The organism is Pseudomonas baltica (assembly GCF_031880315.1).
Taxonomy (GTDB): Bacteria; Pseudomonadota; Gammaproteobacteria; order Pseudomonadales; family Pseudomonadaceae; genus Aquipseudomonas.
The window spans coordinates 1,858,223-1,874,419 of record NZ_CP134771.1; the positions used below are offsets into that span (position 1 = coordinate 1,858,223).

The 16,197-nt window shown below is 62.0% G+C and carries 16 protein-coding genes; 9 read left to right on the plus strand and 7 right to left on the minus strand.

Annotation, left to right across the window (positions count from 1 at the left end):
• Nucleotides 1–143: 143 nt before the first annotated feature.
• The 3 genes from REH34_RS08120 to REH34_RS08130 all read right to left on the minus strand — a co-directional run bounded on the left by REH34_RS08120 (nt 144) and on the right by REH34_RS08130 (nt 2,122).
• On the minus strand, nt 144–545 hold the full coding sequence (locus REH34_RS08120; protein ID WP_311971341.1) for a biopolymer transporter ExbD: 402 nt from the start codon (nt 543–545) through the stop codon (nt 144–146).
• A gap of 1 nt (nt 546) precedes the next feature.
• Nucleotides 547–1,233 carry a MotA/TolQ/ExbB proton channel family protein gene (locus tag REH34_RS08125; RefSeq protein ID WP_409373318.1) on the minus strand — a complete coding sequence of 229 codons (687 nt, stop codon included), beginning with the start codon at nt 1,231–1,233 and terminating at the stop codon, nt 547–549.
• A gap of 64 nt (nt 1,234–1,297) precedes the next feature.
• Nucleotides 1,298–2,122 (minus strand): energy transducer TonB, encoded by an 825-nt coding sequence (locus REH34_RS08130; RefSeq protein ID WP_311971343.1) that lies wholly within the window; start codon nt 2,120–2,122, stop codon nt 1,298–1,300.
• 841 nt (nt 2,123–2,963) lie between these two features.
• On the opposite strand from REH34_RS08130, the gene REH34_RS08135 reads away from it, so the two are divergent.
• The 8 genes from REH34_RS08135 (at nt 2,964) to pdeM (ending at nt 12,505) form a co-directional block, all read left to right on the plus strand.
• A complete protein-coding gene (locus tag REH34_RS08135) occupies nt 2,964–4,679 on the plus strand; it encodes an ATP-dependent DNA ligase (protein ID WP_311971344.1) in 1,716 nt (571 codons plus the stop codon).
• 247 nt (nt 4,680–4,926) lie between these two features.
• On the plus strand, nt 4,927–5,709 hold the full coding sequence (locus tag REH34_RS08140; RefSeq protein ID WP_226505070.1) for a transporter substrate-binding domain-containing protein: 783 nt from the start codon (nt 4,927–4,929) through the stop codon (nt 5,707–5,709).
• Between the two features lie 71 nt (nt 5,710–5,780).
• Entirely contained in the window at nt 5,781–6,509 is a 729-nt protein-coding gene (locus REH34_RS08145) for an ABC transporter permease (protein ID WP_226505069.1), read from the plus strand.
• Nucleotides 6,506–7,216, plus strand: a complete 711-nt coding sequence (locus REH34_RS08150; protein ID WP_226505068.1) for an ABC transporter permease — start codon at nt 6,506–6,508, stop codon at nt 7,214–7,216. The genes REH34_RS08145 and REH34_RS08150 overlap by 4 nt, the downstream gene beginning before the upstream one ends.
• Nucleotides 7,217–7,224: 8 nt before the next feature.
• Entirely contained in the window at nt 7,225–8,340 is a 1,116-nt protein-coding gene (locus REH34_RS08155) for a succinylglutamate desuccinylase/aspartoacylase family protein (RefSeq protein WP_226505067.1), read from the plus strand.
• 13 nt (nt 8,341–8,353) lie between these two features.
• Nucleotides 8,354–9,118 carry an ABC transporter ATP-binding protein gene (locus REH34_RS08160; protein WP_226505066.1) on the plus strand — a complete coding sequence of 255 codons (765 nt, stop codon included), beginning with the start codon at nt 8,354–8,356 and terminating at the stop codon, nt 9,116–9,118.
• A gap of 193 nt (nt 9,119–9,311) precedes the next feature.
• Nucleotides 9,312–11,804 (plus strand): ligase-associated DNA damage response DEXH box helicase, encoded by a 2,493-nt coding sequence (locus tag REH34_RS08165; protein WP_311971345.1) that lies wholly within the window; start codon nt 9,312–9,314, stop codon nt 11,802–11,804.
• Entirely contained in the window at nt 11,801–12,505 is a 705-nt protein-coding gene (gene pdeM, locus REH34_RS08170; protein WP_311971346.1) for a ligase-associated DNA damage response endonuclease PdeM, read from the plus strand. Before REH34_RS08165 ends, pdeM begins: the two co-directional genes overlap by 4 nt.
• Here the strand turns inward: pdeM and REH34_RS08175 are convergent.
• The 3 genes from REH34_RS08175 to dcd all read right to left on the minus strand — a co-directional run bounded on the left by REH34_RS08175 (nt 12,450) and on the right by dcd (nt 14,299).
• Nucleotides 12,450–13,319, minus strand: a complete 870-nt coding sequence (locus REH34_RS08175) for a transporter substrate-binding domain-containing protein (protein ID WP_311971347.1) — start codon at nt 13,317–13,319, stop codon at nt 12,450–12,452. The genes pdeM and REH34_RS08175 overlap by 56 nt on opposite strands.
• An 89-nt stretch (nt 13,320–13,408) precedes the next feature.
• Nucleotides 13,409–13,624 carry a hypothetical protein gene (locus REH34_RS08180; RefSeq protein WP_226505063.1) on the minus strand — a complete coding sequence of 72 codons (216 nt, stop codon included), beginning with the start codon at nt 13,622–13,624 and terminating at the stop codon, nt 13,409–13,411.
• A 108-nt stretch (nt 13,625–13,732) separates the two neighbouring features.
• Complete coding sequence (dcd, locus tag REH34_RS08185; RefSeq protein ID WP_002554836.1) at nt 13,733–14,299, minus strand: dCTP deaminase; 567 nt, start codon at nt 14,297–14,299, stop codon at nt 13,733–13,735.
• Nucleotides 14,300–14,708: 409 nt separating this feature from the next.
• Between dcd and REH34_RS08190 the strand changes: the two genes are divergently transcribed.
• Nucleotides 14,709–14,918, plus strand: coding sequence for a cold-shock protein (locus REH34_RS08190; protein ID WP_024780123.1), 210 nt, complete (start codon nt 14,709–14,711; stop codon nt 14,916–14,918).
• 165 nt (nt 14,919–15,083) lie between these two features.
• On the opposite strand, the gene apbC is transcribed toward REH34_RS08190, so the two are convergent.
• A complete protein-coding gene (apbC, locus tag REH34_RS08195) occupies nt 15,084–16,178 on the minus strand; it encodes an iron-sulfur cluster carrier protein ApbC (protein ID WP_311971348.1) in 1,095 nt (364 codons plus the stop codon).
• Between the last annotated feature and the right edge of the window lie 19 nt (nt 16,179–16,197).

Here is a 16,197-nt window from a genome sequence, read left to right on the forward strand (position 1 = left end):
CGGATGGGTTTTGCCTGCCCCGGAAAACTCCTTTGCTCCAATCAAGCCGCTCCCCTGCAGGGCCAAAAGGGGCTCCGCACGGGAATGCAACGGCAGGGTGTTGCGGGTTGCCGGACCTCAGCAGCGAAGTACCGGCGGGTGCGTCAACGCGTGGTCATTACCGAGATCTTGGTAATGCCCGAGCGCTCGATAGAGGCCATGGCCTTGGCTACTTGCCCATAGTTCACGCTGGTGTCGGCCTGCAACTGGACGCGCACGTCCGGGTCTTTGGCCTTGACGTCCAGCAGGCTTTTTTCCAGCAGTTCGGGCGCGACTTCGCTCTTGGCCAGGAAGAACTTGCCGTCCTGATCGACGCTGACCACCACCGGGTCCTTTTTCTCGGCAGGGGCCACGGCATCGGTCTTGGGCAGATTGACCTTGATGGCGTTGGTCATCAGCGGTGCAGTGACGATGAACACCACCAGCAGCACCAGCATCACGTCCACCAGGGGGGTGACGTTCATCTCGCTGAGGACTTCATCGGAGTCTTGAGTGGAGAAGGACATATCAGCTGGCCTCCCGCACGGCATGCGCTTGCTTGTGGGCGATGGGTTCACGGGTTACCGCGAAGGCGCTGCGCTGGGCGAGGCTGTCGAAGTCGTGAGCGAAGTCGTCCATGTCGGCCATGGCCAGCTTCAGGCGACGCAGGAAAAAGTTGTAGATCAGTACTGCCGGAACCGCTACGGCGATGCCGACCCCAGTAGCGATCAGCGCGTGGCCGATCGGTCCGGCGACCGTTTCAAGACTCGCTGAACCACTGGCGCCGATGCTTTGCAGCGCTTCCATGATCCCCCAGACGGTGCCGAACAAGCCGATGAAGGGCGCAGTGCTGCCGATACTGGCGAGCACGGCTTGCCCGGCTTCGAGGGCCCGTCGCTCCTTCTGCATCTGTTGGCGCAGGTTGCGCTCGAGGCGATCCTGGCGATTGATGGTGTGGGCCAGCTGCTGGGCAGTTCGAGGTGTCTCATCGCTGGCCATGGCTTCGAAGCCACTGTTGGCGATACGCGCCAGCGAACCTGGATACTGGGACGAATGCTCGGCGGCGGTGAGCAGGTCGGGAGCGCCCCAGAACGCTTTGCTGAACTGTTTGTTCTGGGTCTTGAGGCGCAGGTACTGGGCGGACTTGATCAGTAGCAAGCCCCAGCTCAATACCGAGAAAAACACCAGGGCCCAGAGGACACCCGGGACGATCATGGCAGAAATTGATGCGTTCATTGGCTACACCTCGTCAATCGTTCAAATGTGTTCAGTGCGTTAGTTATTGCGGCAACTTGAAGTCGATGGTCTGGGTCGCGAAGCCGTCAATCGGCGTATCGCCGCGCTTGGCCGGAATGAATTTCCAGTTGCGCACCGCTGCTACCGCGGCCTCGTCCAGCTGCGGCTTGCCGCTGGATCGGGTGACCTCGACGCTGCCGGCCCGACCGTTGGCCAAGACCTGGATGCGCAGCACTACCGTGCCTTCCCAGTTGCGGCGCAAGGCCAACGACGGGTATTCCGGCGGTGGATTGCCCAGGCTGGCGAGTCCTGATACGGCTGCCGACTCCTTGACCGGGCCAGGGGCAGCGGCAGGAGCAGGCGCCGCGGGGGTCGGGCTCGGCGGCGCGGGCGGAGCCGGTGTCGGCGTGGGTGCAGGCGGCGTAGGCGTCGGCTTGGGCGGTGGCGGTTTCTTCACCGGCTGCGGCTTGGGCACGGGCTTTGGCTTTTCCACCGGTTTTTCAACCGGCTTGGGCGGTGGCTTCAGCGCATCCTCGTCCTCCTCCGGGGCCGGGGGCGGGGGTGGCGGCGGCGGTGGCGGTGGCTCAGGCGGTGGCGGCTCGGGTGCCGGCGGCGTCGGGCTGGTGAGCTCGACAGTCATTTCCGGAACCTTGGGCGCCACATCAGGCAACGGCGCCTTGCTCTGCTGAATCAACCACCAGGCGCCGCCGTGAATCAATATCGAAGCCGCCACCAACAACAGCACGTGCTGTTTTTTCAATGTACCGGGGCGCGAGGCATTCGCTTTGAAAGGAATACTCGGCCACGGCGCAACGGGATCACCGGCTAATGTAATCGGCGGGGGATTTCTCTTTACCGCGTCACTCATCAAATCTCCCTCGATTATATTAAGGGCAATAAGAGTCCGTTCGAACATATACAAAATGTTCGAATTACCTGAACGCCAGCCATAAGAATTCATACAGGCAGCAAAAAGCTCTGCCCGTCTGGCTCGCCATTAATCTTTTTTAAGTTAGTTACTGAGTCGGGTAATACGACATGACGATTCCTTGTTGACCAAGCTCCGAATGTATCCATGCGTTTCAGAATCGATACAGAGCAACGGGTATGCCAAGACGCCTTATCCAGAGCACTTGAGCGACGAAAAGCCTCCTCATGTCGCAATTTTGTAACTTTTTGTTAACAGAAATTTACCTTTGAAATGGGTTATTCGCCCAGCAGATTTGGCGCAAACGGCCGATCACTCAAACTTTTAGTGACCGATCAGTCACAAAACGCCTTTATAGTTTCATCGCAGCATCAGGTCGGTGTTGCACCAAACACTTTGCAGCGTGTCTTATTTGGGAGCACTCGGCCATTCCGATGAACCAATTAGTACATAATGCCCTTCGGCCATATATGTATAACTCGATCAGCACCGCACCTTTGATGGCCTCACCGCGACACTAAACCCCCTAACTAACTCGAAGTGAATCACTTTAAAACCGTACGCCCAAGATTGGCGCGCACGAAAAGTGAGCACACCGCCAAACCCACTTCGGCACGCTCGACACCGGCCTGACTGAAACACTGGATTCGACCACGGGCTCACGCCAACCAAATTTACTCGGCGATAGGGGGTCTGCTTCTATACCAACGTTCGGAAACGCCAGCCCGGCCGCTTCGGCCACGAACGATGGTCTGCCCCTCGATGATGCGGATACCTCCTGATGAAAGCCTTTGCCGCCCTCTACGCCGACCTTGATGCCACCACCTCCAGCAACGCCAAGCTGCAGGCCCTGCAGAGCTACTTCGCCCAAGCCGCGCCCGAAGACGCCGCCTGGGCGGTGTACTTCCTCGCCGGCGGCCGCCCTCGCCAGCTGATCCCCACGCGCCTGCTGCGCGAGCTGGTGACCCGGCTGTCTGGCTTGCCCGAATGGCTGTTCGAGGAAAGCTACCAGGCCGTCGGCGACCTCGCCGAGACCGTCTCGCTGGTGCTCCCGGAAAACCCCCACAGTGCCGGGCAGGGCCTGGCCTGGTGGCTGGAAGAGGCGCTGCTGCCCCTGCGCGGCCTGCCGCCCGAGGAGCTCGCCGAGCGCCTGCCGCCGCTGTGGGCCCAACTCGATCACCAAAGCCTGATGGTGTGCCTGAAACTGATCACCGGCAGTTTTCGCGTCGGCGTCTCCAAGTTGCTGGTCACCCGGGCGCTGGCGCAACTGGCCGATCTGGACAGCAAGCGCGTGGCCCAACGCCTGGTCGGCTACACCGATCTGTCGCACCGCCCCGTCGCGGCCAGCTACCTCAAATTGATCGCCCCCGAGTCCAGCGACGAGCATGCCCAGCGCGGCGGCCAGCCTTATCCGTTCTTCCTCGCCCATGCCCTGCAACAACCCGTCGAGCAGTTCGAAGCGCTCATAGGGCCGAGCAGCGACTGGCAAGTAGAATGGAAATGGGACGGCATTCGCGCGCAGCTGGTCAAGCGCGAGGGCCGCTTGTGGATCTGGTCGCGGGGCGAAGAACTGGTCACCGACCGCTTCCCCGAATTGCACAGTCTGGGCGCAAGCCTGCCGGACGGCACTGTGATCGACGGCGAAATCGTGGTGTGGAAACAGCCCGCCCGCGACACTGACAAAGCGCCCGAGGATTTCGCCCTCGAGCCTGCGAGTGACCACGACGCTCAAGACGCCCCGGCAGTACAGCCCTTCGCCCTGCTGCAACAGCGTATCGGCCGCAAGACCCTGAGCAAGAAGCTGCTGGACGAAGTGCCGGTGGTCCTGCTGGCCTACGACCTGCTCGAATGGCAAGGCAAGGACCAACGCAACATCGCGCAATGGCAGCGGCGCGAGGCCCTGGAGCGATTGGTGGCCAGCCAGGGCCAGGCGGTGTTACGGCTGTCCCCGGTCATCAGCGGTAACACCTGGGCCGAGCTTGCCGAGCTGCGGCAGGAATCCCGCCGCCTGGGCGTCGAAGGCATGATGCTCAAGGCCCGCGAGGCGCTGTATGGGGTCGGCCGCACCAAGGACATGGGCGTGTGGTGGAAATGGAAGGTCGACCCATTCAGCGTCGATGCTGTGCTGATATACGCTCAGGCAGGCCATGGTCGCCGGGCCAGCCTCTACAGCGACTACACCTTTGCGGTGTGGGATGGCCCGCCCGGCAGTTCCGAGCGCAACCTGGTGCCGTTCGCCAAGGCCTACTCCGGCCTGACCGATGCCGAGATGCGCCAGGTCGATGCGATCGTTCGCAAGACCACGGTCGAGAAATTCGGCCCGGTACGAAGTGTTACCCCCACACTGGTGTTCGAATTGGGTTTTGAGGGCATCGCCCTGTCCAAACGCCATAAAAGCGGGATTGCCGTGCGTTTTCCGCGCATGTTGCGCTGGCGCCACGACAAACCGGTCGACGAGGCGGACAGTCTGGAAATGTTACAAGACCTGTTGAGTTGAGGTTCGCGAGGCACCACAATGGCGCACAAATTTTGCCGTGCACCGTTAAGTGCACCTATATATACAGGCGCATACGTCGCTAAAAAACCATTCGGTCGAAACTGCGACGAAAAGCAATTCCCAGGCGCCGCGACACCGGTCCTTCCATGGACTATGGTGCGAATATTGCTATTACCCTGATGTCTGGCAATAGCCGGTAACAGAACTCGCGTGCTCGCACGTATTTTTGGTTTTCAAGGACCGCACAATGAAAAAAGCATTGCTGACCCTCTCTGCACTGGCTCTCTGTCTGTCTGCTGGTAGCGCGCTGGCCAAGGAATACAAAGAGCTGCGTTTCGGGGTCGATCCTTCCTATGCACCGTTCGAGTCCAAAGCCGCCGACGGCAGCCTGGTCGGCTTCGACATCGATCTGGGCAACGCCATCTGCACCGAGCTGAAGGTCAAGTGCAAATGGGTTGAAAGCGATTTCGACGGCATGATCCCGGGCCTGAACGCCAACAAGTTCGACGGCGTGATCTCGTCCATGACCGTGACCGAAGTCCGCGAGAAAGCCATTATTTTCTCCAACGAGCTGTTCTCCGGCCCAACCTCCCTGGTGTTCAAAAAAGGTGCAGGCCTGACCACCGATGTCGCCACCCTGAAAGGCAAGACCGTCGGTTACGAGCAAGGCACCATCCAGGAAGCCTACGCCAAGGCCGTCCTAGACAAGGCTGGCGTCAAGACCCAGGCCTACGCCAACCAGGACCAGGTCTACGCCGACCTCGTCTCGGGCCGCCTGGACGCCTCGGTGCAAGACATGCTGCAAGCAGAGTTGGGCTTCCTGAAGTCGCCACAAGGCGCCGGCTACGAAGTCAGCAAGCCGATCGACGACCCACTGCTGCCTGCCAAGACTGCCGTCGGCATCAAAAAGGGCAATACTGAGCTCAAGGCTCTGATCGACAAGGGTATCAAGGCACTGCACGATGATGGCACCTACGCCACCATTCAGAAGAAGCACTTCGGTGACCTGAACCTGTACAGCGGCAAGTAAGCGACACCTTGCATCAACGCCCGCTCCTCACGAGGGAGCGGGCGTTTTATCGAGCGCAAAAGGTTTGATCCATGTTTGATTCCCTGCTGCAAACCCTGGGGCTCACCTCCCTCAGCTTGAAGGGCTTTGGCCCGCTGCTGATGGAAGGCACCTGGATGACCATCAAGCTTGCAGTGCTGTCGTTGCTGGTGAGCGTGCTGCTCGGCCTGCTCGGCGCCAGTGCCAAGCTGTCCAGCGTCAAGGCCGTGCGTATCCCGGCGCAGGTGTACACCACGCTGATTCGCGGCGTGCCCGATCTGGTATTGATGCTGCTGATTTTCTACAGCCTGCAGACCTGGCTGAGCAATCTGACCGATGCCCTCGGCTGGGACTACATCGAGATCGACCCTTTCGCTGCCGGGGTCATCACCCTGGGCTTCATCTACGGTGCCTACTTCACCGAGACCTTCCGCGGCGCGATCCTCGCCGTGCCGCGCGGCCAGGCCGAAGCGGCCACCGCCTACGGCCTTAGCCGTGGCCAGCGGTTTCGCTACGTGATCTTCCCGCAAATGATGCGCTTCGCCCTGCCCGGCATCGGCAACAATTGGCAGGTGATGCTCAAGGCCACGGCGCTGGTGTCATTGATCGGTCTGGCCGACCTGGTGAAAAACGCCCAGGACGCCGGCAAGAGCACCTACGAGCTGTTTTACTTCCTGGTGTTGGCGGCGCTGATCTACCTGTTGATCACCAGCGCTTCCAACGTCGTCTTGCGCCGCCTGGAGCGCCGCTACAGCGCCGGTACCCGTGAGGCCGTCCGATGATCGAACTTCTGCAGGAATACTGGAAAGCCTTCCTTTACACCGATGGCGTCAACATGACCGGCCTGGCCATGACGCTGTGGCTGCTCAGCGCGTCGATCTTCATCGGTTTCTTCCTCTCCATTCCGCTGTCCATCGCCCGCGTGTCGCCCAGGTTCTGGGTACGCTGGCCGGTGCAGTTCTACACCTACGTGTTCCGCGGCACGCCGCTGTATATCCAGCTGCTGATCTGCTACACCGGCATCTACAGCCTCGAAGCGGTCCGCGACCAGCCGCTGCTGGGGCCGTTCTTTCGCGATGCCATGAACTGCACCCTGCTGGCCTTCGCGCTGAACACCTGCGCCTACACCACCGAGATCTTCGCCGGCGCCATCCGCAGCATGAACCACGGTGAAGTCGAGGCGGCCAAGGCCTACGGCCTGCGCGGCTGGAAGCTGTACGCCTACGTGATCATGCCCTCGGCGCTGCGCCGTTCGTTGCCGTACTACAGCAACGAAGTGATCTTGATGCTGCACTCCACCACCGTGGCCTTCACCGCGACCATCCCGGATATTCTCAAGGTCGCTCGGGACGCCAACTCGGCGACCTTCATGACCTTCCAGTCGTTCGGGATAGCGGCGCTCATCTACCTCGCCATCACCTTCACCCTCGTCGGCCTGTTCCGCTTGGCTGAACGTCGCTGGCTGGCCTTTCTCGGCCCGGCGCACTAGGAGCTGTCATGGAACATCGCACCCACAACCTGATCGCGCCGATGCCTGGCACCGCGCGGCAAATCCATAGTTTTCACTTCGCGCCCGACGCTGCAGCCGCCGGCAAGATCTACATCCAGGCCTCGCTGCACGCAGACGAGCTACCTGGCATGCTGGTGGGCTGGCACCTCAAGCAGCGCTTGCGCGAGCTGGAAGCCGAAGGCCGTCTGCGCCGTGAAATCGTGCTGGTGCCGATCGCGAATCCGGCCGGCCTGGAGCAGGTGCTGATGGACACTCCTCTGGGCCGCTACGAGCTCGAGAGCGGGGAGAATTTCAACCGCCGTTTCGTCGATCTCAGCCAGGTGGTCGGTGATGCCATCCAAGGCTTGCTCAACGATGATCCGCAGCACAACGCCAATCTGGTCCGCCAGCATTTGCGCGAGGCTCTGGAGCGCGAGGTGCCGAGCACGCAGTTGCAGTCCCAGCGTCTGACCTTGCAGCGCCTGGCCTGCGACGCCGAAATGGTGCTCGACCTGCACTGTGACTTCGAGGCCGTCGAGCACCTGTACACCACTCCGCAAGCCTGGCCACGGGTCGAGGCGCTGTCGCGTTACCTGGGTGCGCAGGCCAGCCTGCTGGCCACCGACTCGGGCGGCCAGTCGTTCGACGAATGCTTTTCGCTGGTGTGGTGGAACCTGCAACAGCGCTTCGGTGACCGCCTGCCGCTGAGCAGCTTTTCGGTGACGGTGGAATTGCGCGGCCAGCATGACGTCAGCCACCCGCTGGCGATTGCCGACTGCAAGGCGATCCTCGATTACCTGAGCCACTATGGCGCAATCGGTGGTGCGACCGAGTTGCTGCCAAAACTGCTGCAACCGGCCACCCCACTGGCTGCCGTCGAGCCGGTGACCACCTCGGCCGGCGGCCTGCTGGTGTTCTTCGCCGTGCCGGGCGACTACGTCGAGGCTGGCACGCTGATCGCCGAAGTCATCGACCCGATTTCGGACCAGGTGACCCCGGTCCATAACGTTCAAGCGGGCTTGCTCTACGCCCGCTCGCTGCGCCGCATGGCCACCGCTGGCATGGTCATCGCCCATGTCGCCGGGCATGAAGCCTACCGCAGCGGCTACCTTCTTTCTCCTTGAGGACTCCTTGCGCATGTACAAACTGACGATCGATGGCCTGCACAAGAGCTACGGCGACAACCAGGTGCTCAAGGGCGTCTCGCTCAAAGCCAAGACCGGCGACGTGATCAGCCTGATCGGCGCCAGCGGTTCGGGCAAGAGCACTTTCCTGCGCTGCATCAACTTCCTCGAGACCCCCAACGACGGCGCCATGAGCCTGGATGGCAAGCAGATCCGTATGGTCAGCGACGCCAATGGCATGCGCGTCGCCGACGCGGACGAACTGCAGCGCATCCGCACGCGCCTGGCCATGGTGTTCCAGCACTTCAACCTGTGGAGCCACATGAGCGTGCTGGAAAACATCACCATGGCGCCGCGCCGGGTGCTGGGCGTGGGCAAGCAGGAAGCCGAAGAGCGCGCGCGCCGCTATCTCGACAAGGTCGGTTTGCCGGCCCGAGTCGCCGATCAGTATCCGGCCTTCCTCTCCGGCGGCCAGCAGCAGCGGGTGGCGATCGCCCGCGCCTTGGCGATGGAACCGGAGATCATGCTGTTCGACGAACCGACTTCAGCGCTCGACCCGGAGTTGGTGGGTGAGGTATTGAAGGTGATCCAGGCGTTGGCCGAAGAAGGTCGCACGATGATCATGGTTACCCACGAAATGAGCTTCGCCCGCCAAGTGTCCAGCCAGATCATGTTTTTGCATCAGGGGCTGGTGGAAGAGCACGGCGAGCCGGCCGAGGTGCTGGGCAATCCGAAAAGCGATCGGCTGCGGCAGTTCCTCAGCGGCAATTTGAAGTAGTTATGCGTTGCCTATGATGGCCCCTTCGCGGGCAAGCCTGGCTCCCACAGATGCAGGCCGGTGGGAGCAAGGCTTGCACGCGAAAGGGTCGGCACAATCGACGAAGATCTGCAGTTGGCAGCAAATTCCAGGCAACTAATCCACCCACCTGCGAGTCTGTGAACTACCTACTACCGGAGTTCACCGCTCGCGCATGCCAGCCCCTCGCGATATAGCCAAGCACTGGTTCGCCGCCCGCGGCTGGAAGCCGTTCGCGTTTCAGAAGGCCGTGTGGGCCGCGGTCAAGCGTGGTGAATCCGGGTTGCTGCACGCCAGCACCGGCGCCGGCAAGACCTACGCCCTGTGGTTCGCCGCGTTGCAACATCTGGCGCCGCCGCCAGCGCCTGCCGTGGCGCCGGCAACCAAACGCAAACCGCCGATGGCGCCCCTGACCGTGCTATGGATCACGCCCATGCGCGCGCTGGCCGCCGATACCCTGCGCGCGTTGCAGCGGCCCATCGATGATTTGAACATCCCCTGGAGCCTCGGCCTGCGCACCGGCGACACCGGCAGCAGCGAACGCGCCCGCCAAGGCCGACGCTTGCCCAGCACGCTGGTGACCACCCCGGAAAGCCTGACCTTGTTGCTGACCCGCGAAAACGCTGCCACCGAGCTCGCCAGCGTGCGCCTGGTGGTGGTCGATGAATGGCACGAACTGCTTGGCAACAAGCGCGGCGTGCAGCTGCAACTGGCCTTGGCGCGCCTGCGCAGCTGGCAGCCTGGGCTGATGGTGTGGGGGATCTCCGCCACCCTGGGCAATCAGCTGCAAGCGCAGCAGGTGCTGCTGCCGGCCGGCGATGGCATCAGTGTGCAGGGCGAAAAGGCCAAGACCCTGCTGGTCGACACCCTGCTGCCGGAGACCATCGAACGCTTCCCTTGGGCCGGTCACATGGGCCTGCGGATGCTCAAGCAGGTCGCCGCGCAGATCGAGGCCTGCAACAGTTGCCTGGTGTTCACCAACACCCGCGCCCAGGCTGAAGTCTGGTACCAGGCACTTCTCGAAGCGCGCCCCGATTGGGCCGGGCTGATTGCCCTGCATCACAGCTCGCTGGCCCGTGAAACCCGCGACTGGGTCGAGCAGGCCCTCAAGGAGGGCCAGTTACGTGCGGTGGTGTGTACGTCCAGCCTGGACCTGGGGGTCGACTTCCTGCCGGTCGAGCGGGTACTGCAGATTGGCTCGGCCAAAGGTGTCGCGCGCCTGATGCAGCGCGCCGGGCGCTCTGGCCATGCCCCGGGACGGCCGTCAAGGGTGACCCTGGTGCCGACCCACAGCCTGGAACTGGTCGAAGCTGCCGCCGCACAGGCTGCGGTCGCCGCGCGCCATATCGAAGCCCGCGAGCCACCGCACAAACCTCTGGACGTACTGGTTCAACACCTGGTGAGCATGGCCTTGGGCGGTGGCTTCGAACCGCCGGCACTGCTGGATGAAGTGCGCAGCACCTGGGCCTACCGCGACCTGAGTGACGAGGAATGGACCTGGGCCCTGGCCTTCGTCCGCCACGGTGGCCATTCGTTGACCGCCTACCCGGACTACCAACGTGTCGCGCCTGACGCCGAGGGCCGCTGGCGCGTGCCGGACGCGCGCCTGGCCCGGCGACATCGCATGAGCATCGGCACCATTGTGAGCGATGCCAGCTTGCAGCTGAAATTCTGGAGCAAGGGCGGTGGCGGTCGCACCTTGGGCAACGTCGAGGAAGGCTTCATCGCTCGCCTGCGGCCCGGTGATGGCTTTCTGTTCGCCGGGCGCCTGCTGGAGCTGGTACGGGTCGAGAACATGACCGCCTACGTCAAGCGCTCGACCGCACGCAAGGCCGCCGTGCCGCGCTGGAATGGCGGGCGTATGCCGCTGTCGAGCGAATTGGCCGATGCGGTGGTGGCGCAGCTCGACGCCGCCGCTCGCGGTGAGTACCAAAGCCCCGCGCTGCAAGCCGTGCGGCCGTTGCTGGAGCTGCAAGGCCAATGGTCGGCGCTGCCGACTAGCCATACCCTGCTGGCCGAAACCCTCAAGTCCCGCGAGGGCTGGCATCTGTTTCTGTATCCCTTCGCCGGCCGCCAGGTGCACCTCGGATTGGCCAGCCTGCTGGCCTGGCGCCTGAGCCAGAGCAAGCCGTTAAGCTTCTCGATTGCCGTCAACGACTATGGCCTGGAGCTGCTCAGCGCCACAGCCGTGGATTGGCCGCAAGCACTTGCCAGCGACTGGCTCAGCCCGGACAACCTGCTGCACGACGTACTCGCCAGCCTCAACGCCGGTGAGCTGGCATTGCGACGTTTTCGCGAAATCGCGCGGATCTCCGGCCTGGTGTTCGGTGGCTACCCGGGGGCGCAAAAGAGCACACGCCAAGTGCAAGCCTCCAGCGGGCTGTTCTTTGAGGTGTTCAAGCAATACGATGCCGGTAACCTGCTGCTCGGTCAGGCTCAGGAGGAAGTACTGCGCCAGGAACTCGACGTGCAGCACCTCGAACACACCTTGCAGCGCCTGCAGCAGCGGCGCCTGGACATCCACTCGATCAAACGCGCAACGCCCCTGGCCTTTCCACTGATGGTCGAGCGCTTTCGCGAGAGCCTGAGCTCGGAGAAACTTGCAGACCGCATCCAGCGCATGGTCAATGACCTCGAACAGGCCGCAGGCCCTGAGGAAGGAGCATGACGGCCTATCACCCGATCAGTGTGGCCGGCACCGAGCTGTGGTTGCTGCCAGAGAAAGCCGCCTACTGGCCCGAGCAGAAAGTCCTGCTGGTCGCTGATGCGCATTTTGGCAAGGCCGCAGCCTATCGGCGCCTGGGCCAGCCGGTGCCCCATGGCACCACCCAAAGCAATCTGCTGGTGCTGGATCAGCTGCTGGCCCAGTACCCCAGCCAGGCGTTGGTATTTCTGGGCGACTTTCTTCACGGCCCAGGCTCCCACGCCATCACCACCTTGGCGGCGCTGGCGCAATGGCGGGTGCGACATCCACGGCTGGGGATCATTCTGGTACGCGGCAATCATGATCTGCGCGCCGGCGATCCGCCCGCCGAGCTCGGTTTCGAGGTGGTGACCGAGCCATTGCGACTCGGGCCGTTCGCCTTGCAGCACGAGCCCACACCGTGCCCCGGCCTGCATGTGCTGGCAGGGCACGTGCACCCGGTTTATCGGCTACGCGGCAAAGGCCGCCAGAGCCTGCGCCTGCCGTGCTTTCAGATCGGCACCGAGGTCAGCGTGCTGCCGGCCTTCGGCGCCTTTACCGGTGGTTACGCCGTGCAGCGCGAAGCCGGGGTGCGCCTGTTCGTCAGCGGCGACGGGCGGGTCTGGCCGATCAGTGACGGGCCACCGGCCATGGATACGCCAGCCAGCGCTGAAATCGCTGGCTGAAACGACCGCTGGCGATGTCCTGATGCAGCCATTGGTCAACGTACTGTTTGAGCACGATGTCCTGCGGCAACAAGGCCGCCTTTTCAGAGAAATCGAACGGTTTGTCCGGGTGCACGGCGCACAGCTCAGGGTGCAGTTTCTGTTGCAGGCGCGTCTCCACCGCATCGGTCATCATCAGGTCGGCTTTGCCGTCGACGATCTGCTGGAAGATGGTGACGTTGTCCTGATGCACGATGATCTGCGCCTGCTTGAGTTGCGCACGTGCAAACTTCTCATTGGTGCCGCCCGGATTGACGATGGCCCGCACGTTGGGTTTGTCGATCTGCGCCAGGGTCTGGAACTTGCTCTGGTTCTTGCACAAGGTGATCGGGGTCTTGCCGTCGCGCTGATAAGGCTCGGAGAAGAACGCCTGCTTCTGGCGCTCCATGTTCACCGAAACGCCACTCAGGGCCAGGTCGTAACGATCGGCCTGCAGGTCGGCCATGAGCGTCGGCCAGGTGGTGGGCACCAGTTCCAGCTTGACCCCCAGTGAATCGGCCAGCCCCTGGGCGATCTCGATATCGAGCCCGACGAAGCTGTCGTTGTCGCCGTTCCGGTAACTGAAGGGCTTGTAATCGCCAGTAGTACCGACACGCAGGGTGCCGCGAGCGATGATCTGTTGCAAATGGTTGCTGGCAACAGGAGTGGTCACCGCAGCGGGTGCGGAGATGGGTGCATCCGCAGCAAAACCCGGCGTGCCAAACAGCACGCCAAGGGGCAATAGGCCGATGGCACAGAAACGCGCGGTACGCTTGAATCGAGAAGACGAAGACATGGCAGACCTTGTTGTCGGGATTATCTGAACGCCTCAAGGGGCGCCGAGCAGATTAGCCGACAACAGGCGTGCTTTGACAGACCGATGAATCACGCCACTGGCGCAGGTGGGGCTTCATCCGGCTGGGTGGGGCTGCCAGGTTCACTAGGCTGAGGGAAATCGGGGTTGGGGTCCGGATCCGGCTGACCGGGTATGCCACCGGCCAGGTGGGCGTAGGGATCTGCAAGCAATGACCAGGCAAGCATGCCGATCTGGTTGGGTTGCAGTTTGGCCAGTTTGGCGCTGATGGTCGGGTCGATTTTCATAGACACTCCTGAGCAATGGCCCCACTCGCAGCAACGATTGGGGGCAGTTCGCTCAATAGAGTGCGTTTTCGGCGACTAATTCCGTCGCTTCGTCGGCCCGTCGCGGGGTCAGGTGCGTGGCAGCGTGACGCCACGCTGGCCTTGGTACTTGCCGCCGCGGTCCTTGTAGGACACTTCGCATTCCTCGTCCGACTCCAGGAACAGCATCTGCGCCACCCCTTCGTTGGCATAGATCTTCGCCGGCAAGGTGGTGGTGTTGGAGAACTCCAGGGTCACGTGGCCTTCCCATTCCGGCTCCAGGGGCGTGACGTTGACGATGATGCCGCAACGGGCGTAAGTGCTCTTGCCCAGGCAGATGGTCAGGACGTTGCGCGGAATGCGGAAATACTCGACGGTACGGGCCAGCGCGAAGGAGTTGGGCGGAATGATGCAGACGTCGCTTTTGATGTCGACGAAGCTCTTCTCATCGAAGTTCTTCGGATCGACAGTGGCCGAGTTGATGTTGGTGAACACCTTGAATTCGTCGGCGCAACGCACGTCGTAGCCATAGCTGGACACGCCGAAGGAGATGACGCGATCAGCGCCCTCGCCGCGCACCTGGCGCTCGACGAAAGGTTCGATCATGCCGTGCTCTTGCGCCATGCGGCGAATCCACTTGTCCGATTTGATGCTCATGGCGGGCTGTCCTGAATAACGAGGTGAATAGCGAGGTGAAGAAAATCTGACCGGCATCTTACCGGGCCCGGCTCGCAGGTTAAAGGACCTGCGCCATATGCTGGCGAACGCTGCGACGCTTGGGCCCCGCGCCATGTGTGGCAGTTGGCCACACCTGTGCCGCCGAAAGCCGCTCATTTGGCGGCTCGCAGGGCTGCCAAAGAAACTTATGTCACGAAATACTGCAAAGCACGCTAAAGGTTATTGGCACCTCTCCGAAAAAGGTTTAAGGTGGCGTCACTGTGTTGCTTATGTCTCTGAGAATCTCTACACGATGTTTTACATCTTCACGAATTTTCCTGCTCTTTGCACTCAGTCTCGGCCAGGGCATTTCCTGAACCGCAGTTAACTTTGTCCAAGGAGATACACCATGTCCAATCGCCAAACCGGTACCGTTAAGTGGTTCAACGATGAAAAAGGCTTCGGCTTCATCACTCCACAATCCGGTGACGACCTGTTCGTTCACTTCAAAGCTATCCAATCTGACGGCTTCAAAAGCCTGAAAGAAGGCCAACAGGTCTCTTTCGTCGCTACCCGCGGCCAGAAAGGCATGCAAGCTGAAGAAGTAACAGTTATCTAACTGCTGCTTCAAAGCTTGGAAGAGCCCCGCCCCTTAAAAGGCGGGGTTTTTTCTTGCCTGCAGGATTGTGGTGCTGCTGCCGGCCTCTTCGCCGCCGAACGCGCAACCTTGCTCCCACATGTGGTAGCAAGGCCTGCACGCAGAGGGGCCGCAAAGATCAGTGCATCAGTCGTCTGAGACGCTAATGGTCGGCATCGCCGGGCTGGCCGCAGCCTGCAGCACCAGGCGCGCACCCACCTGACGAGCCAGTTCCTGATAGATCATGGCGATCTGACTGTCCGGTTCGGCGATCGCGGTGGGCTTGCCGCTGTCGGCCTGCTCGCGGATCAAGATCGACAGCGGCAGCGAGGCCAGCAACTCGACCCCGTACTGGCTGGCCAGCTTCTCGCCGCCGCCTTCACCGAACAGATGCTCGGCATGGCCGCATTGCGAGCAGATGTGCACGGCCATGTTCTCGACCACGCCCAGCACCGGAATGTTGACCTTGCGGAACATCTCGACACCCTTTTTCGCATCCAGCAGTGCCAGATCTTGCGGCGTGGTGACGATCACCGAGCCACTGACGGGCACCTTCTGCGCCAGGGTCAGCTGGATATCACCAGTACCCGGAGGCATGTCGATGACCAGATAATCCAGGTCATTCCAGGCCGTTTGGGTGATCAATTGCAGCAATGCCCCAGAGACCATCGGCCCGCGCCAGACCATCGGCGTGTTGTCGTCGGTCAAAAAGGCCATGGACATCACCTCGACGCCGTGAGCCTCGATCGGCACGAACCACTTCTGCTCCTTTACCTTGGGCCGGGTACCTTCGGCGATACCGAACATCACACCTTGGCTGGGGCCATAGATATCCGCATCGAGAATGCCCACCCGCGCGCCTTCGCGGGCCAGCGCCAATGCCAGGTTGGCCGCCGTAGTCGACTTGCCGACGCCGCCCTTGCCGGAGGCCACCGCGATGATGTTCTTGACGTTGGTCATGCCAGGTATCTGCGCCTGCGCCTTGTGCGCGGCGATCACGCACGCGACCTCGACCTGCGCCGATGACACGCCGTCGAGGCCTTCAATGGCCAGCTGCAGCATCTGCGCCCAGCCAGACTTGAACAGACCGGCGGCATAGCCCAGCTCGAGCTGCACCCGGACTCTGCCTGCGTCGATGTCGATGGCGCGCACGCAACCGGCACTGACAGGGTCCTGATTCAGGTAAGGATCGGTGTATTGACGAAGGACGGCTTCCACCGCTGCGCGGTTGACGGCGCTCATGGACACTCCCGGAAATAAA